The following is a 21,335-nucleotide window of genomic DNA, read 5'->3' as shown; positions in this document are numbered from 1 at the left end:
AATCAGGCCTCTTCAAGCGCGCGAAGCGATCGAACGGCTTCCTCATAGTGTTGGGGGTGGGTTGCGATGGCTTCACGGAACAGGTTTTTGGCCGTCGTGATATCGCCTTGTTTGATCGCAGAAATACCCATTGTATTCAGCAGCATGGCCCGCTCAACTTGTGTCAGAGGAACAACTGGCATGTTATAGTTCCCCTGTGCAGCCCTGGCCAACACGAGGTTGTTCTTGGCGGTGAACAGCGATTTGTCCTGACGGATTGCTTCGGAAAACAATCTTTCGGCATCGGCGTAATCACCGCGCGACAGTTTGGAGTAGCCCCAGTTGTTCATAACGCTGCCAGGGCGCGTGGTCAGACCGACGGCTGTTTCGTAAAAGTGATCCGCGCGTTTCCAGTCTTTGCTGGAGTCTGCGACGACAGCCTCAAGACGGTAACGTTGGAACGTTTCATAGGTTGGAGGAACGGAATCCAGCGTCGACTTGGCTGTTGACCAGTCACCTGCGCGGACCGAAGCGGCGGCGTATTCGACCCGATCGACGTTGCTTGCGCCCTTCATAGTCGTTACTTTTTTCCACGCCGAAGCGGCCTCGGTCGTGCGTTTAGCGCGCGTAAGAGAAATCGCGAGGCCCCGTTGCAGGTCGATCCGGCCGGGGTTTTTTGCGGCGGCCCCTTTGAAATAAGTTACAGCCTCGTTTGGGTCAGCCGCGGTCAGAAGAACCTCGTTCAGGTTGGTTTCGTCTATGACGTTCACCTCCTGATAGGTGCGTTCGACCTTTTCTTCTTCGGTTTCTTTTTCGCAGGCGGACAGAACCATCCCGCAGATTACCATCGTCGGAATCAAGAATTGTTGGCGCATTTTTTGCGTCCCTTACTGCTCTTGCCTATGTTACGGGAGCTTGCGCAGCATGAATTGCCCGTCGCCTTGCTGCTCCAGTGTATATTCTTGTTTTTCCGGGGTAGTATTAACAGGATTTTCCATTTTTGCGAGTGCTAAGCGCAGATTGTCCAAGATTGCGTCACTTTCGCCATTGTCCAAAGCAAAGGCGCGCCGGAACATCTGTTCTGCCTCGGGGTATTCGGCCTTTTCCATCAGCACAACACCCAGATTATTCCACGCAATGGGCCAGTCGGGTTCATCCTCTATCGCGCGGCGCAGCAGTTCTTCTGCTTGCCCCAAACGCCTGAGGCCCAGGTTTGCAGTTCCCATTGAGGTCAGGAGTTCCGTTGTCATCCCCTGATCCAGCGCGGCGCGGGAAAAGGATGTCAGCGCCAGCTCATATTCTCCCGATGCCATCAGCCGGTTTCCGACCGTAACCGGATCAACAGCTTCAGCTTTTGGGTCGAAACCAGGAGCATCCAGGTCATTCGAAGGACCCGTTTCTGTACAAGAGGCCACCATGGAAAGAACCAAGGTGGCCTGAAACATGCGGCGTAGCCTGAACCGGATACACCTGAAACTTGAATTCATCGGGATGTTATCCACCGGCTTTTGCAAAGTCCGCGATACCTTTTGCCGACGGGCCGACCAGAATGACCAGCAACGGCGGCACCGTCAACATCATTGTGGCAAGTGTCATTTTGGTTGGCAACTTATTCGCGGCCTCTTCGGCGCGCATCACGCGTTTGTCACGCATTTCACTGGCATAAACCCGCAAAGCTTCGGCGATTGACGTACCAAATGTTGCCGACTGGATCATGACCGTCACGAACGAGCTGACGTCCTGAACGCCGCAACGTGTACCAAAGTCTCTGAGGACGTTGTCTCTGTCCTTACCGGCCTTCAGTTCGTGCGCGACAACTTCGAACTCCGATGCGATGTCCGGGTAAGAGACCTTCATCTCGGCCGCGACGCGAACAATCGCCTGATCCAGCGACTGACCCGCTTCGACGCAGACCAACATAAGGTCCAGAGTGTCCGGGAAACCTGCAACAATGGCTTCTTGCCGTTCTGCAACGCGCCGTGTGATCCAATAGCGTGGGAGGAAATAGAACGCACATGCCGGGATCAAGACGCGCATGCCCAACTGTGCCGGGGTAAATTCCTGATCACCTGCAAAAACCGTGACCAACAGCACACCAATCGCGACGCCGATCAAGCCAAGTGCAAATTGGGCAAAATGGAAAAAGCGAACAGAGTCTTTGGACTGATAACCCGCCTGGCGCAGCTTAAGCTCCATCGCGGACAGTTCTTCCTGGTTTTGTGGTTCCAGGAAGTTCGCGAATTTCTGAAGTTGCTCGTTGCGGCTGGATTGTCGCAGTTTGTCCTTGTTGCCCTTTTTGCTTTCCTTGGAGGGCGCGTTAGAGCGCTGAAGTTTCTTGAGGGGGTCCTCAGGCTGGTTCAGCATCAGTGGCAGGGCCACAAGGATCATGAACAATCCCAAAACCCCGACGACGATAAGTGGCCCGAACGGCCCCAAATTCTCGGTCAGGACTTCATTGATGTGGGAAAGAAATTCCATACTAGAGCCCTCAGACTTTGATATTCGTAAGAACGCGCATGACGATAAGGTTCAAGGTCAGCATGATGCCGACAAAGAAACACAACGGAATGAACCATGGATGGTCAAGAACTTCGTCATAGTAGTTCGGAGATTTCACCAAAATGAACAACAAGCAGAACACGGGGAAACCAGATAGAAACTTGCCGGACCACTTGGCCTCGGCGGTGATCGCATTGACACGGCGGAATAGCCGGAACCGCGCTCTGATCACCTGGGCCAAACCAGCCAAAATTTCGGCTAGGTTACCACCAGCCTGCTGCTGAATACCAACCGCTACAGACAAAAAGCGCAAATCCTGCATTCCCAGGCGTTCGGCCAAGTCTTTCAGGGCTTCACCGACGTCACGGCCATAGGCGCATTCGTCTGCGATGACGCCAAATTCAGTCCCAAGCGGATCCTGCACCTCATTGGCAACAATTTGAATAGTCGAGACAAATGGGTTGCCGACACGAAGCGAACGAACCATCAATTCGACCGCGTCTGGTAGTTGCTCTTCCATCAGGCTCATGCGTTTCTTAGCTTTGCTACTCACCCACGCATACACACCGCCCACGCCAATCGCGATCGAAAGCGCAATCCGTAAAACGATCTCAGTTCCTGTGCCGATACTCAATCCGACATAGGCAAAGCCAGAAACCAGCATCATGATCATGATCAATTGGCGCGGCGAAAAGGCGATGGCTGCTTTTTGTGCTTTGTCAGCCAACAGCGAATAGAGCGGAATGCTCTGGGATTTCATATGCTGCTGCATTTCTTTGCGCAGCTGTTCCAGAACCTGTTCGCGCCCGACGCCCTTCTCAAGCATATCCAGGCGCCGGTTTACCCGGCTGTTCAAGCTGATGGACTTGCCAAATGCCACAAGATAAATGCCCTCGACTAGGAGAAGAACTCCGACGAAGATCACAACATAGATAAGGGCCTCTACGGGCAGTTGCATATCCGGGTCTCCTTAGACGGTCGTAGGTTCGTAGATGGATGGAGGCAGATCAAAGCCCCACAGACGGAAGCGTTCGGAATAGTGGCTGCGAACACCAGTTGCGGTGAAATGGCCAATGATCTTGTTGTCCGGTGTCAGACCAACGCGTTGGAACTTGAAAATCTCCTGCATCGAAATCACGTCACCTTCCATCCCCGTAATCTCGGTGATCGAGGTCATCCGACGCGAGCCGTCCTGCAAGCGGCTGGCCTGCACAATCAGGTTCACAGCGGATGAGACTTGGCTGCGTACCGCTTTGATAGGCATCTCGATCCCGGCCATCGCGATCATGTTCTCAAGGCGCGAAATCCCGTCACGCGCCGAGTTGGCGTGGATCGTGGTCATCGAACCGTCGTGGCCAGTGTTCATGGCTTGCAGCATGTCGATCACCTCGGCGCCACGCGTCTCACCCACGATGATGCGGTCAGGACGCATACGAAGAGCGTTTTTAAGACAGTCGCGCGGGCTGACTTCGCCTTTGCCTTCGACGTTAGGGGGGCGGCTTTCCATCCGTCCCACATGGGTCTGCTGCAGCTGAAGTTCCGCCGTATCCTCGATCGTCAGGATGCGTTCGGCGTCATCAATAAAGCTGGACAATGCATTTAGTGTTGTCGTTTTACCCGAGCCTGTACCGCCCGAGACAATGATATTCAGACGCGTGGAAACAGCTGCCTGCAAATAGGCGGCCATTTCTTCGGTAAAGGCGCCGAAATTGACCAGATCATCGATGGCCAGCTTGTCTTTTTTGAACTTACGAATGGAAACCAGCGACCCATCAACGGCGATAGGTGGCACCATTGCGTTGAAACGCGACCCGTCAGCCAGGCGGGCGTCAACATAGGGGTTGGATTCATCGACCCGGCGACCCACGGCGGATACGATCTTGTCGATGATCCGCATCAGGTGTCTTTCGTCCTTGAACGTGACGTCGCTGATTTCAAGCTTGCCGAACCGTTCGACAAAAATCTGCTGAGGACCGTTTACCAAGATATCGTTTACGCTGTCGTCTTGAAGCAGCGTCTCAAGCGGACCCAGACCAGTGACTTCATCATACAGTTCTTTGTTTAGCTGTGACCGGTCTTCGCGGTTCAGAACGATATCGCGGGATTCGAGGATTTCGCTCGAGATCGCGCTGATTTCCGCCCGAAGTTCAGATTCTCCGGCCTTTTCAAGTGCCGCAAGATTTAGGTTTTCCAGCAGTTCCCGGTGCATCTCGATCTTGATCTCACCCAAGCGCTCTTTGCGCTTGCGATCCCGGTCCGATCTTATCGGTTCTGCAGCCTTCTTTTGAATTGGGCGGCGTGCGACGGCGTTGTCAGTGGATGCTTTTTTCGGAGCAGGCGTTTGTGCCGCAGCCTCAGGCGTTGGAGCAGCCTCGACCGGCTGCGCTGCTGGCTGCTTCTTGTATCTTGAAAACACGGCGACTACCCCTCTGAAATACGGTTACGCGGCCTCGGCGCTGCTGCTGCCCAAACTGTGAAGCGATTTTGCAAGTTTTGCGATTTCCCGACGCAGCGGGTTTTTGGCGGCGGATTTGGCCAGCGGCAATCCGTGATCACCGCTTTGCATGACGGGTTTGCCACCATCCGGCAATTGCAGGTCAATTGAAATGCCCAGGCTTTCGCCCATGCGCTTGACCCGGCCTTTGCCATTCAAGTCAGTGAATTTCGGGGCTCGGTTCAGAGCGAATCGGAGTTTGTTGAACGGCAGTTCCTCGGCCTGGAGGGCGCGTTTCAACCGCAGCGCATTCTGAGCGGATCGCATGTCCAGCTCGATCATGGCAAAGTACACATGCGCAGCCTGAAGAACCGTTTCCGACCAATGAACAAGGGTCGTCGGCATGTCGACGACCACGTAGTCGAATTTCCTGCGGGCAATTTCGATGACGCGCTCGATGTCATCGGGTGTGATCAGGTCCAACGGAACCATATCGGACGGTGCAGTCAGGACCTCAAGCTTTTCCTCATAGGTTTGTAAGGCCTGCGAGAAGACATCGTCATCCATCAAAGTTGTGTCTGACAGCATCTCAAATATGGTTTCGCGTCGAGGAAGGTCCAGATATGTCGACACGCTGCCATACTGCAGATCCAGGTCGATGACGCACACAGAAGGCGCCTCTTTGTCCGACGCGGTTGCTAGCTCCCAGGCGAGGTTAACCGCCATGGTCGTTGATCCCACACCGCCTGCCAGCCCATGGACCACAAACAGCGCGCCTTCTTTCGAATCACCCTGAGCGACCTGAGCTGCCACAGCAGTCGTTGCCACCGGTTCAGGTTTGTTCATGCGCTCAATGGCTTCCTGCAACTCTCCTTCGGGAAGAGGGTAGGGGACAAACTCGTCCGCGCCCTTGCGAAGCAGTTGGTGCAGAGACGCAGGTGTTACGTCCTCGGCGATCAGAACGATCTTGATCTTTTTCTCTTTGGCCTGCGAGATAATCTCGCCCATCAGGGAAAGGTTGTCTTCATCTTCTCCGTCAATAGCAAGCGCAACGAATTCAAGGCTTTCCGCCTCTGGTTGGCTGAAAAAAGCCAAGGCTTCGGCAAACCCAAGGTCGCCCCAACGTTCGCCCAAAATGGTTTCCATGTCTTCGATCAGAAGATCGAAGTTTTGGACGTCTCGGCTGATCGTGCAAGCCAGAATTGCAGTTCCGTCATCATGCATTTTGGCGCTTGTCATTCACACAATCCTCGTCGTCTGGGCCTGCTCACTGCCCGACATGTTTGGTTCGGTTCAGTTCGCTGTTGCCCGGTCGCGGCCAATTCGGGCCGCACTTCACCTAATTGTTGAAAAGATGGCTTGGAACTTAGGCAAGATTTTGGCGCAAAAGAACCAATTGTAGGGAAATGGGCGACGATGCCGCCCATTTCTTATGGATTATTCAGATCCGCCGGAGTCAGTGTCTTCACGCTGGATGTAGCTTTCCCTCGTAGCGCTGCCGACGTATTCGCGGTACACGATTTCGGCGTATTTGCCATCCAGTACAAGCGGGTTGCGGTCCAAAAAGCCCGACACTTCTGTCACTGTGCGCCTGTTGCGGCGATCTCGGTTCGGAGTGTCAATCAGAGGCTGTGTTTTCCCAAAGGAAACTACAGCTTCCAAACGAGACCGCGAGATCCCTTGCTGTGTCAGGAATGCAACGGCTGCGTTTGCACGGCGTTGCCCAAGCGACTGGTTGTACGCACTAGAGCCGACAGCATCGGTATGGCCATAAACGCGGAACCTCACTTCGGGGAACTGCTTGATCCATGCCGCTTGCCGCAACAAGACGCGTTGCGCCTGAGCATCTAGCTGTGAACTGTTAAACGCAAAATTGATCTGCGTCGGCACCTCTGCGGCAAACCGCTGACCCAGGATTTGTGCGTATGTCAGTTCACCGTTCATGACCTGAATGTTGTTTAGCGTCGCGTTGCCAAAAGCGCCTTGGTCAACTTCGTACCCCGCTTCACGCGTACACGCGGCAACGGCGACCGACAGACCCAGTGTTATGATCCACTTCTGCATTGGTCTTATCCTCTCAATCATTCCAGGATGTAGCCGTAGGAGCTGCCAAAGTCCTGTCTGGCGACTTCTGACGCTCCTCCCGAACCAACGCGTGTGGTTCGCGCTGTTCTTCCGTTCAGGAACAAATCAAACTCAGTAGGAGGTTTGACACGGTCTGTCGGCAGGGCCAGGGCTTCACCACGGGTGGGTGATACCAGATGGGCTGTGACGATGATAACCAGTTCAGATTGCTGACGCTGGTATTCCGCGCTGCGGAACAAAGCACCCAGTACAGGAATGTCGCCGACCCATGGGATTTGGCTGTTCAAGTCCGCGAAGTTGTCCTGAATCAACCCTGCAATTGCAAAGCTCTCTCCGTCTCGCAATTCAACTGTCGTCTTCGTCTGACGCGCAATGAATGTCGGCACGTTGTTGCCGGCAATTGAAAAGTTGGAGTTCGGGTCAATAGTTGACACCGATGTTCCCAACTCAAGGTTGATCAGATCACCATCCACCACGCGAGGCGTAAACAGGACCTGAACACCAAAATTCCGGTATTCAATTGCAATTTGGCCGTCATCGGCCGGAACCGGAATCGGGACTTGGCCACCCGCCAGGAATTCAGCTTCCTGACCCGACAGGGCTGACAAGTTGGGCTCTGCAAGAGTACGGGCAAGCCCTTTGGTTTCGAGCGCCTCCAACAGCAAGCGTACCTGTGTTGAACCGGCACCAAAGCCAAACAGGATGGCACCTGTATTTGTCTGCTGGAAGGGAATTCTGTCGGCGAGGGCGTTCGCCAAAGAACCGGCGCTGTTCAATGTATTGATGCCGCCCGTTGCGTCACCACCACCAAAACCCAGCGATGCGGTCAGACTTTTGGCAACCGACCGATTCATTTCGGCAAATCGAACTTTCAGCATGACCTGTTGAACACCACCAACAGACATCAGGTTCGAGACGCGCTCGGGCGCGTAACGTTCTGCAAGTTCCAGAGCACGGGCCAATTTGGCCGAGCTGGAAATCGTGCCAGAAAGAACGATGCCGTCGTTGGCAGTACGCACTTCGATTGGCTCGCTCGGCAGAATTTGCCGCAGCCTTTCTTTGAATTCAGACACATCCGGTGATACACGGACCCGAACATTGGCCAGCAGGTTGCCGGCCCCGTCGAACAAAGTCAGCGTGGTCAGGCCAGGTGCCTTACCCAAAACATAGATGGTACGATCAGAAAGCGACGAAATGTCAGCGATGCCTGCGTTGGCGATGCTGAGTTCCGCAAATGGTGTTTCGCTTTCAACGACAATTGCGCGGTTCATCGGAACGTCCAGCGTTTCCGCTGTTCCGTTCTTAACCACGCGAAGTGTTTCAGCCTGGACAGCAGTGCTGGCCGAACTGATAACTAACGCCAACCCCAGTAGGGTTGCGTTGAACCAAGATTTTATTTTCATGTGACCTGCCTCTCCGATCACGCCTCGTTTTAGGTCTAACGCCTTATGTGTGACAACACTGCGCGAATTACGATTTTATTGCAATAATCAATGGTTTCTGGAATTTTCCTTATGTGGGTAATGCGCAACAATCGAAACGAAACAAGCCGCGCTGACGGCGCGGCTTGAGGCTTTAACGTTTTGATTTTACGTTAGTTTGTGCAGGGCGTTATTATTCCGGTATCGACAATCTCTCCGCCGCGGCGCGCCTTAACTGTGCAAATCTGTTTCTCGATTTTGACGGGCGCGGGCGCAGCTTCTTCGATTCCCAGCAGTTTTCTTTGGTCCACTTCGATCGCAGTCGCAATGGTCTCATCTTGTGTACCGACCAGCGCCAGAGACAACCGCCCGGTGTTTTGTGCCTGGGCGAGAGCGGCGACCTGTTCCGGGGTAATGGCAACAGTGACCGTCCTGGCGATAGTTGTGCCGGTCACGTCCGATCCAGCGGTCTGATCGATTGCGATCAGTTCAATGTTGGTTTGGATAAGACGTGTGATCTCCCCTTCGCCGCCGGCACCTCTCAGGGATCCAGTCCAGTATACGTCGACATTGTCACCCGGTCTCAGGAAACCAGACACACCCGATGCTACATCTACGCTGATTGCAAAGGCACGCATGCCTTTTTTCAGGCGCGAGGTAAGTCCAGCCGATTCGCCGGGTTGCGTAACTTTAACCTCCAGAAGGGCTTCATCTTTTTCGATTGTGCGAAGGATAAAGCGATCTCCTTTACCGCCCTCCGGGAATAAGACTGCCAAGTCCGCAAAGGTTCCTTCAGGAATCGCGTCCTCGGGCCACTGTACGATTCGCACATCTTCTGCGGTAAGGCGTTCTCCGTACTTCATGCGCCGGTTAACGACCGCGACGTCCACGGTCGGAATTGTTTTTACATTTGCCAAAGCGTTTTGGGTAGCCAAGCGCTCCCGCTCAAGTTCCGCCTGCGTTTGACTGATATAGTCTTTTGCCATGTACACGGCACCACCGGCCAGAGCGACTCCAATAATCAGAACAAGTCCAAATACCGCACGCATCCAAGTCCCCTCACGTTACATTATTCTGGTTTTGCGTCGCACAGAATGCGACAACATTTGACCCTAGTTTAAATGTAGATTGTGTCGAAAAGGGGGACAATGTTGGATTTTATTCGCGCCCGATGCCCGGGATCGAACTGGGTATCCAACTCGTACAGTTCTTAGTCGCTGAAACTTACCGTGATTTCCATAGTGTCTACTTGATCGGCGACGGTAAGCATCGCAGCACCGTTTTTTGTGTCGATATCTCTGACCGGGCCCGAAATGTAGATGGCTACTACGCTGGCCATAAATGCAACAAACGCCGTCAACACCACCCAGTCAATAGTCACAGCCCCGTCTTCACATTTGCAGAAATTTGAGATTGTTCTAAACATGGGAGCACCACGGCAAGTGTTTGAAAAGTTTCGGGGCCAAGTTTTACAACCCAGCCCCGTTACGCCTCGTCAAAACGATCAGACGCGTACTACGCCTCTGTCGGGTTGGCTATTAGTCAGTTGGGTTGATTTTTACGTCGGAAACAACGTTGCCTGCGGTGGTGGTCAGTGCAGAACCAACGCTGTCCGCAACACCTTTGGTGCCGTCACCGATTGCGGTGTATGCAACTGCGGCCAGGCCAACAACGGCTGCGGTCAGAACGACCCAGTCTACTGTTACGGCGCCGTCTTCGTCTTTGCGGAAGTTCTTGATGAACTTGATCATGTTACGTCCCTCCTAAAGGATCTAAAAAAGTCAATTAAACCTAGGCGTCTATCAGAGCTTCCTCTCTCAGTCCGCTCCCGATCGTCTCGGTATGGCACTATGATTGACCGCTGTGCATGGCAGGAATTGGGCCAAACCCTATTTTTTTTTGGTGAAGTTTAACTTTTTGGTAGTTTTTCTGGTAACTACTTAAAAATAAATAATAAAAAAACAAACCTAACAGAGGTTGTCTGGCCGCCCCGATGCAAATTTGCGGCAAATGAGGCGAAATTGCCCCATTTCGCATTGTTTTTCTGGCCTTGCGGGCAGATTCGAGGTTCAACTCAACCAAAAGAAAAACATGAGGCAGGCAAATGAATCTCCGGCTCGCAATGACTTGCGCCGGTTTGGCGGCGTTGATGCTGTCTGGCCCAGTGCCAGTCGTGGCGAACGAGGTTGAGCCAAGAGGCGTTTACAAACGGGTCAAGGCCCCAAAGCCTGGCACGCGGCCACGCGTCACAGTCCAGATTACGCCCGATGAGCATGCGAAGACGCCGTCTGCCCCTAGTACAGGCGTAGAATTAGTCGAACCTGAAATCATCGCGCGCACGCGTGTCGTACCGCCAACTCTTCCCGGTGCGGGCAAAAAACCGGTTGGTTCGTACAAGGCTTTCTGGGAAAGGGTGTCGCCGTCCTTGGCCGAGGCCGGATCCGGACGACTGCACGATGCCATGAATGCGCTGGCTGCGATCAATGTCGCGGCACCCCGTTTACAGACCCTGCAAAATATCGCCCAACAGCGCCGCGTGGATATTCTGCGCTCGACCGTGGGAACAAATGTCTCACCGGCATTGGTTCTGGCGGTCATTTCCGTGGAATCCGCCGGGCGCACCGACGCTGTTAGCTCGGCAGGGGCACAAGGATTGATGCAGCTGATGCCTGCAACCGCCAAACGTTTTGGGGTTCAGGACAGTACGCAGCCGTCGCAAAACATCGCGGGAGGTGTGAAGTACCTAAACTGGCTGATGGAAGAATTCGGTAACGACCCGATCCTCGTCCTTGCGGGGTATAACGCCGGGGAAGGGGCCGTACGTAAGCACGAAGGCGTCCCGCCTTACGCAGAGACCCGTGATTACGTACCCAAAGTTCTTGCAGCGTTTCAGGTGGCGCGGGCGTTGTGTTCGACACCGCCTCAGCTGATTACGGATGGGTGTGTATTCCAATCGTTGAACTGAAAATGGCCCACCCGAAACGGTGGGCCTTTTCATTAGTGTGAATTAGTTGACGATGTTGGCTTCGGTCGCAGCGCGGATCTCGTCTTCGGTCACGCCTTCGGCAATCTCGATGATCTTCAGGCCGCCATCAACCACGTCCAGAACGCCAAGGTTGGTGATGATGCGGTTCACCACCTTCTTGCCGGTCAGGGGCAGGGTGCACTTCTTCAGCAGCTTGGACTTGCCGTGCTTGTTGGTGTGGTCCATCACGACGATCACGCGACGAACACCTGCAACCAGGTCCATCGCGCCGCCCATACCCTTCACCAGCACGCCTGGAATCATCCAGTTGGCCAGATCGCCTTCTTCATCGACCTCCATCGCGCCCAGAACGGCGGCCGCGATCTTACCGCCGCGGATCATGGCAAACGATGTGGCACTGTCGAAATAGGCGGTGCGGGACAGTTCCGTGATCGTCTGCTTGCCAGCGTTGATCAGATCCGGGTCTTCTTCGCCTTCAAAGGGGAAGGGGCCCATACCCAGCATTCCGTTCTCGGATTGCAGGGTGATGTCCTTGTCACCAACATAGTTTGCCACCAGCGTCGGAATACCGATGCCGAGGTTTACATACATGCCGTCTTCCAGCTCTTGCGCCGCACGTGCGGCCATCTGATTACGATCCCAGGGCATTATGCTTCCTCCTTCTTACGGGTGGTGCGTTGTTCGATGCGCTTTTCATGCTGACCCTGAATGATGCGATGCACGTAGATGCCGGGCAGGTGGATCATATCGGGGTCCAGCGAACCACGCGGCACGATTTCCTCGACCTCGGCAATGCAGATCTTGCCACAGGTCGCAGCAGGTACGTTAAAGTTGCGCGCGGTCTTGCGGAAGATCAGGTTGCCGGTGTCATCGGCCTTCCAGGCTTTGACAATGGCCAGATCGGCAAAGATGCCTTCTTCCAAGATGTAAGTCTCGCCATTGAAGTCTTTGTGCTCTTTACCATCGGCGATCACTGTGCCCACACCGGTCTTGGTATAGAACCCGGGGATGCCTGCACCACCAGCGCGCATGCGTTCGGCAAGGGTTCCTTGCGGGTTGAATTCCAGCTCCAGCTCTCCGGCCAGATACTGGCGCATGAACTCGGCGTTTTCACCGACGTAAGAGCTGATCATCTTTTTGACCTGCTTGGTCTGCAACAGGATGCCGATGCCGAAATCGTCAACGCCGGCGTTGTTCGAGGCGAACGTCAGATCTTGAGCGCCCGAGTCCTTAATGGCCTCAAGCAGAAATTCGGGAATACCGCACAGGCCGAAACCGCCCGCCGCGATCATCATGCCGTCCGAAATCACTCCATCGAGCGCTTCGGTGGCATTGGCATAGACTTTCTTCATGGAAAACTCCCCCAATGACATGGTGATGGCGCAGGTTGTGCCGCCACGTCACGGGGAAGTCAATGAAACCAAGGGGTAGGTGGTATTTCTACCTAGCCAGTCGTTAGGTGGCCGCCTTTTTGGTTGTTTTCTTGGCAGCAGCTTTCTTTTTCGGAGCCGCTTTTTTCTTGGTGCCCTTTTTGGCTGCGCGTTCGTTGACCAGTTCGATGGCCATTTCCTGTGTCACATCCTCGGGCTTGATGTCCTTGGGGATTGTCGCGTTGACCTTTTCCCATTTCACGTATGGCCCATAGCGCCCATCCAGAACCTGCATCGCGCCGCCATCTGGGTGCTCGCCCAATTCCTTCAACGCCTTTGCCGCTGCGCGACGGCCCCGCCCGGGGTTGGCGCGCTTTTCAGCCAGCAACTCGACAGCGCGGTTCATGCCGATCTCAAACACGTCGTTGGGGTCTTTGAGGTTTGCGTAGACCGGCTTGGCCTCATCCGCCAACTGATGCATCAGATAGGGGCCAAACCGCCCAAAATTCGAACTGATCATACCACCATCTGGATGCTCACCAATCTGGCGGGGCAGGGACAACAGCGTCAGCGCCTTGTCCAGATCCATGTCATCCTTGCTCCAGCCACGCGGCAGAGACGCACGCGGGGGTTTCTTGTTCTCGGGCGTCGGTTCGCCGCGCTGAACATAGGGGCCAAAGCGGCCGGATTTCAGCCAGATATCATCCCCTGCATCTTCGCCCAGAAGACGTTCCTCGCCTTCAGCGCCTTCGCCGGCGATGGGGCGGGTATAGGTGCATTCAGGATAGTTTCCACACCCAACGAACCCGCCGGTTCGCGACGTTTTCAGGTGCAATTGACCCATTCCGCATTTCGGACAGACACGCGGGTCCGAGCCGTCTTCACGCGGCGGATAAAGCTGCGGCGCCAGGGCTTCGTCGAGTTTGTCCAGAACCTCGGAGATCCGCAATTCGGACGTCTCGCCGATAGCAGCCGAGAAATCGCGCCAGAACTTGCTCAGCAACTCCTTGTAGTCACGCCCACCGGCGCTGACGTCGTCCAATTGTTCTTCCAGATTAGCGGTGAACTCATACCCCACGTACTGCCGGAAGAAGTTCAGCAGAAAGATCGTAACGATCCGGCCCTTCTCCTCTGGGATCAGCCGGTTCTTGTCTTTGCGCACATATTCCCGGTCCTGAATCGTGGTCACGATCGAGGCATAGGTCGACGGTCGCCCGATCCCCAGTTCTTCCATCCGCTTGACCAGCGTAGCCTCGGTGTAGCGCGGCGGCGGTTGAGTGTGGTGCTGCAGGGCCAGTATAGATTCGTTCTCGGACAGAATGGCCTCTTTCGCGGCTTTTTCAGTGCCCTCGCTGGTCGCTTTGGTGAACTGATCGCGCAGGGATGTTTTGGCAAACCGAGCTGGATCGCCTTGCATGATTTGCGGCAGGCGCTTTTCATCATCATCGGCCACGTCGTCGCGGCCTTCTTCATAAACGCGCATGAACCCGTCGAACAGAACAACCTGACCGGTGGCGCGAAGGCCGACCTGGCCGTCATCGCTGCCAATCTCGACCGTCGTGCGCTCCAGTCGCGCAGCAGCCATCTGGCAGGCAATGGTACGTTTCCAGATCAGGTCATACAGTTTGCGCTGATCCTCATCTGTGACCTTCAGGGCCTTGGTATCGCGGGACATATCCGTCGGGCGGATACACTCGTGCGCTTCCTGGGCGTTCTTGGCCTTGTTTTTATAGATACGAGGGCTGTCCGGCACGTATTCTGCACCGTAACGGTCCGCGATGGTATCGCGGGTGGCGGTCACGGCTTCGGGCGCCATGTCGATGCCGTCGGTCCGCATATATGTGATGTAGCCCGCCTCGTAGAGGCGTTGAGCAACCTGCATCGCGTGACGCGCGCCCATTCCGAACTTGCGGCTTGCTTCCTGCTGCAAGGTAGAGGTCATGAAGGGTGCACTGGGGTTGCGTGCGGCGGGCTTGGCCTCGACCGAAGTAACGCTTAGCGCGCGGCTGGTGATGGCCTGCACCGCCAGTTCGGCCTGCGTGGCGTTGGCCAGATCATGTTTGTCCAGTTTTTTACCGGCCAGCGTGACCAGGCGCGCCTCGTAAGTCTGGCCGCGCGGTGTTTCGAACACTGCCTTCACAGACCAATATTCGACTGGTTTGAACGCTTCGATCTCCATCTCGCGCTCGACGATCAGGCGCAGACAGACTGACTGAACGCGACCGGCAGACTTCGCGCCGGGCAGCTTGCGCCACAGAACCGGTGACAAGTTGAAACCCACAAGATAGTCCAGCGCGCGGCGGGCCAGATAGGCCTCGACCAAAGGCATGTCGACCTGGCGCGGGTTCTGCATCGCCTCGGTCACCGCATCCTTGGTTATCGCGTTGAAGGTCACGCGGCTGACGGGCGTGTCTTTCTTGATCGAGCGGCGCTTGGTCAGGGCTTCTTGCAGGTGCCAGCTGATAGCCTCACCCTCACGATCAGGGTCAGTCGCGAGAATCAGAGCGTTGTCTTCTTTCAGCGCATCGGCGATGGCTTTGACATGTTTGCGGCTGTCGTTGCCGACCTCCCATTTCATCTCAAATTCATGCTCGGTATCGACGGATCCGTCCTTGGGCGGCAAGTCCCGGACATGGCCATATGAGGCCAGCACCGTGTAGTCAGGGCCAAGATATTTGTTGATTGTTTTGGCCTTGGCAGGGGATTCTACAACAACTACAGGCATTTAAGGGAAAACCTCGCTCGACGGAATTGGCGCCTTCTATGATCGTGCAAGATGTGGAGGGCAAGGGCGAATTGTCAATGCGTTCCTTTGAACACAGGAATTATGTGGTAATTACAACCACGTAACCTGTGCATAAAAAGGACTTGGGCAGAAACCAGGCCTCAACGATGAAGATTATGCTGACAGCGACAGGAGGCCGCCGGGCTGGCGCTGGATCTGTCCCTCGAGTTCCAAATCAATCAACGCCGGCCCGATTTCTCCGGCCGTTGCGGCAATGTCGCGGATCAACTGATCCTCTGCAATCGGGGAGGGGCCCAATCGCGACAGGATTTCACGATGCAGTGCGGTACCTGCTATCACTGGTTTGGTTACAACGTCGTGCATGGCGGGGCCCTCGACCTGACTGGTAGGTGCCCGTTTCGGTAGCGCCTCAATGACGTCTTCGGCGGCTCGTACCAATATCGCGCCGTCCCGGATCAGCATGTTGCACCCGGCAGCGCGTGCATCGAAAGGGTGCCCGGGTACGGCCAGAACCTCGCGCCCCTGATCCAAGGCGTCCCGCGCAGTAATAAGACTACCGGATTTTGCGGCAGCTTCGACGACGACAACCGCCTGCGCCAGACCTGAGATAATCCTGTTTCTGCGCGGGAAGTGCCGGGCCTGCGGTGTGACGCCCATGGGCTGCTCCGAGACACGCAACCCAGTTTGGACAATCTTTTCGGCCAGCACTGTGTTTTCGGTGGGATAGACGACATCCACGCCGCCCGCCATCACAGCGACGGTGCCCGTTTCAAGCGCGGCCATATGGGCCGCTGTATCAATGCCGCGTGCCAGGCCGGACACAACGACATAGCCTTGCTTGCCGAGATCTGTCGCAAGCCCCCGCGCCATCCGCGCCCCCAGGGACGAACAATTCCGCGCGCCGACCAGTGCAATCGACCGGCGCTGCAGCAGAGAGCTATCTCCAATCGCCCAAAGCATTGGCGGGGCGTCGGATAGATCGTTCAAGGCATCTGGATAGTCGGCGGAGCCAAGGCACAAAAGGTGCGCGTTCGCGGCTTTTGCGGCCTTGAGTTCCGCCTCAATCACGCCGGGGAGGCAAACTTCGTACCCACCAATTCCGGCAGCGCGTGCCATTTCCGGCAGCGCGGCCAGCGCGTTCTGCGCCGAGCCATGTTCCCGCAGCAACCGACGAAACGTCGCCGGACCAACCTTGCGAGAGCGCAACAGACGAAGCCAGGAAAATCGATCCTCTTCCGTGGTGGGTGGGAGTGTGGGGTGATAGGAAGAATGCTGCTCTTCGGTCATCCGATGCTCCGCCTGATTGCAGAACTGGTTTACGATTGCCGGGGTTAACAGCTTGTGAATCTCTTCAAATTATTCGGAAAATTTTCGACGTTTGTAATTGAGAGTTATCTAGTGCGTTGAAATATATGGAATAAAAATAACTGCCTTCAACGGGCTCGCCTGACAGGATGTTAAGGCGCCGGCGGGCTGAAAGCGCAGTGTTAACCCTGCGCTCTCGATTTCCCGCCAAGCGATTCCCGGCTATGCGGCCGATCCGCCGACTGTCAGGCCATCCATCAGAACGGTAGGCTGGCCAACGCCGACCGGTACCCACTGGCCGTCTTTGCCACAGGTTCCCATGCCCGGATCCAGCGCCATGTCGTTGCCCAATCCCCGAATGCGTTTAAGGGCGGATGGGCCGTCGCCGATCAGGGTCGCGCCTTTGACGGGTGCCCCTATTTTACCGTTTTCAACGCGGTACGCCTCGGTGCACGAGAACACGAATTTGCCGTTGGTGATATCCACCTGACCGCCGCCGAAACCAACGGCCCAGATTCCGTCCTGGATGTCCGCAACCAAAGAGGCCGGATCAGCCTCACCGCCCAGCATCACAGTGTTCGTCATCCGCGGCATGGGTTTGTGCGCATAGCTTTGCCGCCGCCCGTTTCCGGTGGGGGCCACGCCCATCAGGCGCGCGTTTTGGCGATCCTGCATATAGCCGGTCAGGACGCCATCTTCGATCAAGACTGTCCTGGAACTGGGTGTGCCTTCGTCATCCAAAGAGATCGAGCCCCGACGATCCGGGATTGTGCCGTCATCAACAACGGTCACGCCTTTGGATGCGATCTGCTGTCCCATCAAACCGGCAAAGGCCGAGCTTCCCTTGCGGTTAAAGTCACCCTCCAAACCGTGTCCGATTGCCTCGTGCAAGAGGATGCCTGGCCAACCGGGGCCAAGCGCGACCTCCATCACGCCGGCAGGGGCCGGGATCGCGTCGAGATTGACCAAGGCGATCCGCAACGCCTCGCGCGCTTTGTCCTGCCAATCCGACGGATCGATCAGGCCGTCTAGCCCGACGCGCCCGCCACCCCCGGCCGAGCCACTTTCGCGGCGACCGTTCTGTTCGACGATGACCGAGATATTGAGGCGGGTCATTGGCCGCACGTCTCGCATCAGTACGCCGTCCGGGCGCAAAATCTCGACTTCTTGCACGGCTGCGGCGATTGTCGCGCTAACCTGCACGACGCGGGGATCCATGTCGCGGGCATAGGCGTCGATCTCGCGCAGTGTTTCGATCTTGACCGGGAAATCAGCGGATTCAATCGGGTCTTCGTCCGTATAAAGGCGGGTATTGGTAGCGTGCGGACCATCGGCCAGCGTGCCGCCACCGTCTCCGACCGCAAGGCGCGCGGTTTCTGCCGCCCGTTTCAGCGCCGGAATTGAGACATCGGTGGAATGCGCATACCCGGCAACTTCGCCCTGCACCGCCCGCAGGCCAAACCCTTCGGATGCGTCATAAGATGCCGTCTTCAAGCGCCCGTCGTCAAAGACCAAAGCCTCGGATTTTCGCCGCTCGACAAACAGCTCTCCGTCTTCTGCCCCAGAGGTGGCGGATTGCAAAACCGCAAGCGCCTCGTCATGCGGAATAGCGCTATCAAATGGGCGAAACGGGTCATTGGACATCTGTTGGGACCTTCCGAGTTTGATCCAGATCAAAAATAGCGTCTGTTTGACGCAAGCATTTTGCTTTATCTACCCGACGGAATATGGTTTTTAACGCGGCCAAAGACAACGGGAGAGGTGCGACTGATTCACACCTTTTCGCCAGAGAAGCAAAGATCAGACGATCAGGACAGAAAATGAAGAATGCTTTGATGCTTTCGGGGTTGATGACAGCCCTCTCCAGCCTTCCCGCAATGGCTCAGGAGCTTGAGATTATTGGTAAGCCGGTTGATGGCGGCCTTGGGTTCCAGCCCGCGGCCACCAGCCTGGCCTCGGGGATTCACCGGCTGGATGATATGATTCTGGTGATCATCACCGCGATCTGCCTGTTTGTTGCGGGTCTGCTGATCTACTGCATCATTCGCTACAATTCGCGTAACAACCCTGAACCGGCGCGATTCTCGCACTACACCCCGGTTGAGATCGCCTGGACCCTTGGCCCGATCTTGATTCTGGTATTCATCGGTGCCTTCTCGCTGCCAGTTCTGTTCAATCAGCAGGAAATCCCCGAAGGCGACATCACCATCAAAGTCGTTGGGAACCAGTGGTACTGGACCTACGAATACGTTGATCACGATTTCGCCTTTGACAGCTATCTGCTGGGCCACCCGGCCACACTGGACGAAGGCGCACGCCCGGCCGATGCGGACGTGACCCCATTTGTTCTGAACGATGCGATGCGTGCCAAGCTGGCGGATGCGGGCTACAGCGATGACGAATGGCTGCTGGCCACCGATACCGCAGTTGTGGTTCCGGTTGGCAAGATCATCGTCATGCAGGTTACCGCTTCGGACGTGATCCACTCGTGGACCATCCCCTCCTTCGGTGTAAAACAGGACGGTGTTCCTGGTCGTCTGGCCGAACTGTGGTTCGAGGCCGAAAAGGAAGGCATCTATTTCGGTCAGTGTTCCGAACTGTGCGGCAAGGATCACGCTTACATGCCGATCACCGTCAAAGTGGTCAGCGAAGAGGCGTATGAGCAGTGGCTGCAAGGCGCACTGGAAGAGTATGCAGGTCAGCCCGCAGCCTATCAGGTTGCATCTAAGTAATGACCCGCGCGGGCTGAAAAGCTCGCGCCAAAGGTAATGCAGGCTGCGCGGTATCCGCGCAGTTTTCGCCCCAGAAGGACCGGAAATGAGCGACGCAAGCATCAATGCCAGCACAGTAAGCGCCCAATCCCACGCGGATGAGGCCAGCTTTGGCGATTTCTTTGCCCTGCTGAAGCCGCGTGTGATGTCGCTGGTCGTGTTCACCGCTTTGGTCGGCCTTCTTGCGGCACCGGTCCCTGTTCATCCATTCGTCGGCTTTTGCGCCATTCTGTTCATCGCCATTGGCGGCGGCGCATCCGGCGCTTTGAACATGTGGTGGGATGCCGATATCGACCGCGTGATGAAGCGTACCAAAGGCCGCCCGATCCCCTCTGGCAAGGTCCAGGAGGGTGAGGCGATGGCAATCGGGCTGGCCCTGTCGGGGCTGTCCGTTATTATGCTGGGTCTGGCAACCAACTGGTTTGCCGGCGCTTTCCTGGCCTTCACGATCTTTTTCTACGTTGTCGTCTATACGATGTGGCTGAAACGCTCGACGCCGCAGAACATCGTCATCGGCGGAGCTGCTGGGGCTTTTCCGCCGGTTATCGGCTGGGTTGCTGCAACCGGGTCGATGTCGATCGAGCCGTGGCTGATGTTTGCCCTGACTTTCATGTGGACCCCGCCGCATTTCTGGGCTCTGGCGCTGTTCATGCGCTCGGATTACGACGACGCGGGCGTTCCGATGCTGACCGTCACACATGGTCGTCGCGCCACGCGCTGGCACATTCTGGTCTATACCGGGCTGCTGGCCATGCTGGCTGTTGGAACCGCATTCTCGGGTATTGGCGGTCCGATCTACCTGACCGTCGCTGTGGTCTTGAACGCGCTGTTCCTGCGCGGAGCGTGGCAGATTTCACGCCGGAACGAGGATGATTCCGAGGCCGACAATTTCAAGGTCGAACGCGCGTTCTTCAAGCTGTCGCTGCTGTATCTGTTCCTGCATTTCGGTGCTATCTTGGTCGAAGCACTGCTGAAACCCTATGGGCTGGGAGGTTGGTCATGAGCCTGCGCAAGAGCCACGAACTTCACCAACGCCGGTTCAGCCGTAACCTTGGGGTCGGCCTGACGCTGGCCGCCTTTATCGTGATCATATTTGGTCTGACGGTCGTAAAGGTTTCAGGAACAGATTTCAGCTTGGCGACGCAAGAGGTACAGAACTGATGGCTCTGTCAGGTCCTCAGAAAACTGTTGCGCAGACAGTTGGCGTGGTTGTCCTTATGGGCAGCCTGGCCTGGGCATCCGTTCCGTTTTACGATTGGTTCTGTCGCGTCACCGGTTTTGGTGGCACCACCGGTGTTGCTGCGACTGCGCCCGAGGATATTCTGGATCGCAAGGTTACCGTCCGCTTTGACGCCTCGAAGGCAAAAGGCATGGAATGGGAATTCAAGCCGGTCGCTCGCGAGATGGAAGTGCGTATCGGCGAAACCGGACTGGCCTTTTATGAAGCCTACAACCCGACCGACCGTCCCATCGCGGGACAGGCGTCCTATAACGTGACACCGTATTCGGCCGGCGGGTACTTTCAGAAAATTGCCTGTTTCTGCTTTGAAGAGCAGGTGCTGCAACCGGGTGAACGTGTTGAGATGCCGGTCACCTTTTTCGTCGACCCTGAAATGGTCGAGGATCTTGAAGCTAAGTATGTTCATACGATCACGCTGTCGTATACATTCTACGAAATTGACCTGCCCGAGGGCGTTGCCGCCCTTGAGACGCAGGCTGATATAACAACGAACTAACGC

Annotated in this window: 21 protein-coding genes; 5 read left to right on the top strand and 16 right to left on the bottom strand. The window is 55.9% G+C overall.

All coding sequences use genetic code 11. From position 1 onward, the window contains the following. Positions 1–2: 2 nt before the first annotated feature. From AC2FIB_RS11725 to AC2FIB_RS11675, 11 genes are all read right to left on the bottom strand, one after another. Positions 3–854: a tetratricopeptide repeat protein gene (locus AC2FIB_RS11725; RefSeq protein WP_496736714.1), complete on the bottom strand. Its 852-nt coding sequence runs from the start codon at positions 852–854 to the stop codon at positions 3–5. Between the two features lie 30 nt (positions 855–884). After that, positions 885–1,424, bottom strand: coding sequence for a tetratricopeptide repeat protein (locus tag AC2FIB_RS11720; RefSeq protein ID WP_496736716.1), 540 nt, complete (start codon positions 1,422–1,424; stop codon positions 885–887). Positions 1,425–1,473: 49 nt separating this feature from the next. Next, entirely contained in the window at positions 1,474–2,457 is a 984-nt protein-coding gene (locus tag AC2FIB_RS11715; protein ID WP_496736718.1) for a type II secretion system F family protein, read from the bottom strand. Between the two features lie 10 nt (positions 2,458–2,467). Then, a complete protein-coding gene (locus tag AC2FIB_RS11710; RefSeq protein ID WP_170561030.1) occupies positions 2,468–3,436 on the bottom strand; it encodes a type II secretion system F family protein in 969 nt (322 codons plus the stop codon). A 12-nt stretch (positions 3,437–3,448) separates the two neighbouring features. Continuing rightward, positions 3,449–4,894, bottom strand: a complete 1,446-nt coding sequence (locus AC2FIB_RS11705) for a TadA family conjugal transfer-associated ATPase (protein ID WP_496736720.1) — start codon at positions 4,892–4,894, stop codon at positions 3,449–3,451. A gap of 24 nt (positions 4,895–4,918) precedes the next feature. Continuing rightward, positions 4,919–6,151 (bottom strand): CpaE/TadZ family protein, encoded by a 1,233-nt coding sequence (locus tag AC2FIB_RS11700; RefSeq protein WP_496736722.1) that lies wholly within the window; start codon positions 6,149–6,151, stop codon positions 4,919–4,921. 198 nt (positions 6,152–6,349) lie between these two features. Then, positions 6,350–6,976 (bottom strand): OmpA family protein, encoded by a 627-nt coding sequence (locus AC2FIB_RS11695; protein ID WP_496736723.1) that lies wholly within the window; start codon positions 6,974–6,976, stop codon positions 6,350–6,352. A gap of 17 nt (positions 6,977–6,993) precedes the next feature. Next, complete coding sequence (locus AC2FIB_RS11690; protein ID WP_496736725.1) at positions 6,994–8,400, bottom strand: type II and III secretion system protein family protein; 1,407 nt, start codon at positions 8,398–8,400, stop codon at positions 6,994–6,996. A gap of 191 nt (positions 8,401–8,591) precedes the next feature. Beyond that, the gene (gene cpaB / locus AC2FIB_RS11685; RefSeq protein WP_496736727.1) at positions 8,592–9,467 is read right to left on the bottom strand and encodes a Flp pilus assembly protein CpaB; all 876 of its coding nucleotides are present in this window, start codon (positions 9,465–9,467) and stop codon (positions 8,592–8,594) included. Between the two features lie 161 nt (positions 9,468–9,628). Beyond that, positions 9,629–9,799, bottom strand: coding sequence for a hypothetical protein (locus AC2FIB_RS11680; protein WP_368040282.1), 171 nt, complete (start codon positions 9,797–9,799; stop codon positions 9,629–9,631). 157 nt (positions 9,800–9,956) lie between these two features. Further along, the gene (locus AC2FIB_RS11675) at positions 9,957–10,169 is read right to left on the bottom strand and encodes a Flp family type IVb pilin (RefSeq protein WP_496736729.1); all 213 of its coding nucleotides are present in this window, start codon (positions 10,167–10,169) and stop codon (positions 9,957–9,959) included. 353 nt (positions 10,170–10,522) lie between these two features. On the opposite strand from AC2FIB_RS11675, the gene AC2FIB_RS11670 reads away from it, so the two are divergent. Then, positions 10,523–11,383: a lytic transglycosylase domain-containing protein gene (locus AC2FIB_RS11670; protein WP_496736731.1), complete on the top strand. Its 861-nt coding sequence runs from the start codon at positions 10,523–10,525 to the stop codon at positions 11,381–11,383. A 42-nt stretch (positions 11,384–11,425) separates the two neighbouring features. Here AC2FIB_RS11670 and AC2FIB_RS11665 read toward each other — a convergent pair whose 3' ends face one another. The 5 genes from AC2FIB_RS11665 to tldD all read right to left on the bottom strand — a co-directional run bounded on the left by AC2FIB_RS11665 (position 11,426) and on the right by tldD (position 18,469). Next, entirely contained in the window at positions 11,426–12,052 is a 627-nt protein-coding gene (locus AC2FIB_RS11665) for a CoA transferase subunit B (RefSeq protein ID WP_058276937.1), read from the bottom strand. Next, positions 12,052–12,756: a CoA transferase subunit A gene (locus tag AC2FIB_RS11660; RefSeq protein ID WP_496842102.1), complete on the bottom strand. Its 705-nt coding sequence runs from the start codon at positions 12,754–12,756 to the stop codon at positions 12,052–12,054. Before AC2FIB_RS11660 ends, AC2FIB_RS11665 begins: the two co-directional genes overlap by 1 nt. 103 nt (positions 12,757–12,859) lie before the next feature. Then, positions 12,860–15,499 carry a type I DNA topoisomerase gene (gene topA, locus AC2FIB_RS11655; protein WP_496736733.1) on the bottom strand — a complete coding sequence of 880 codons (2,640 nt, stop codon included), beginning with the start codon at positions 15,497–15,499 and terminating at the stop codon, positions 12,860–12,862. Between the two features lie 174 nt (positions 15,500–15,673). Beyond that, positions 15,674–16,807: a DNA-processing protein DprA gene (dprA, locus tag AC2FIB_RS11650; protein WP_496736735.1), complete on the bottom strand. Its 1,134-nt coding sequence runs from the start codon at positions 16,805–16,807 to the stop codon at positions 15,674–15,676. A 240-nt stretch (positions 16,808–17,047) separates the two neighbouring features. Further along, on the bottom strand, positions 17,048–18,469 hold the full coding sequence (gene tldD, locus AC2FIB_RS11645; RefSeq protein ID WP_496736737.1) for a metalloprotease TldD: 1,422 nt from the start codon (positions 18,467–18,469) through the stop codon (positions 17,048–17,050). A gap of 176 nt (positions 18,470–18,645) precedes the next feature. On the opposite strand from tldD, the gene coxB reads away from it, so the two are divergent. The 4 genes from coxB (at position 18,646) to AC2FIB_RS11625 (ending at position 21,332) form a co-directional block, all read left to right on the top strand. Continuing rightward, complete coding sequence (gene coxB / locus AC2FIB_RS11640) at positions 18,646–19,557, top strand: cytochrome c oxidase subunit II (RefSeq protein ID WP_496736739.1); 912 nt, start codon at positions 18,646–18,648, stop codon at positions 19,555–19,557. Between the two features lie 85 nt (positions 19,558–19,642). Continuing rightward, a complete protein-coding gene (gene cyoE, locus AC2FIB_RS11635) occupies positions 19,643–20,599 on the top strand; it encodes a heme o synthase (RefSeq protein WP_058272269.1) in 957 nt (318 codons plus the stop codon). Beyond that, positions 20,596–20,757, top strand: a complete 162-nt coding sequence (locus tag AC2FIB_RS11630) for a cytochrome c oxidase system small membrane protein (protein WP_170561014.1) — start codon at positions 20,596–20,598, stop codon at positions 20,755–20,757. Before cyoE ends, AC2FIB_RS11630 begins: the two co-directional genes overlap by 4 nt. Continuing rightward, positions 20,757–21,332 carry a cytochrome c oxidase assembly protein gene (locus AC2FIB_RS11625; protein WP_496736741.1) on the top strand — a complete coding sequence of 192 codons (576 nt, stop codon included), beginning with the start codon at positions 20,757–20,759 and terminating at the stop codon, positions 21,330–21,332. Before AC2FIB_RS11630 ends, AC2FIB_RS11625 begins: the two co-directional genes overlap by 1 nt. The last annotated feature ends 3 nt before the right edge of the window (positions 21,333–21,335 follow it).

The organism is Ruegeria sp. YTSA072 (assembly GCF_059610285.1).
Note: the sequence above shows the minus strand (reverse complement) of the source record. Positions and strands in the feature narration are given on the sequence as shown.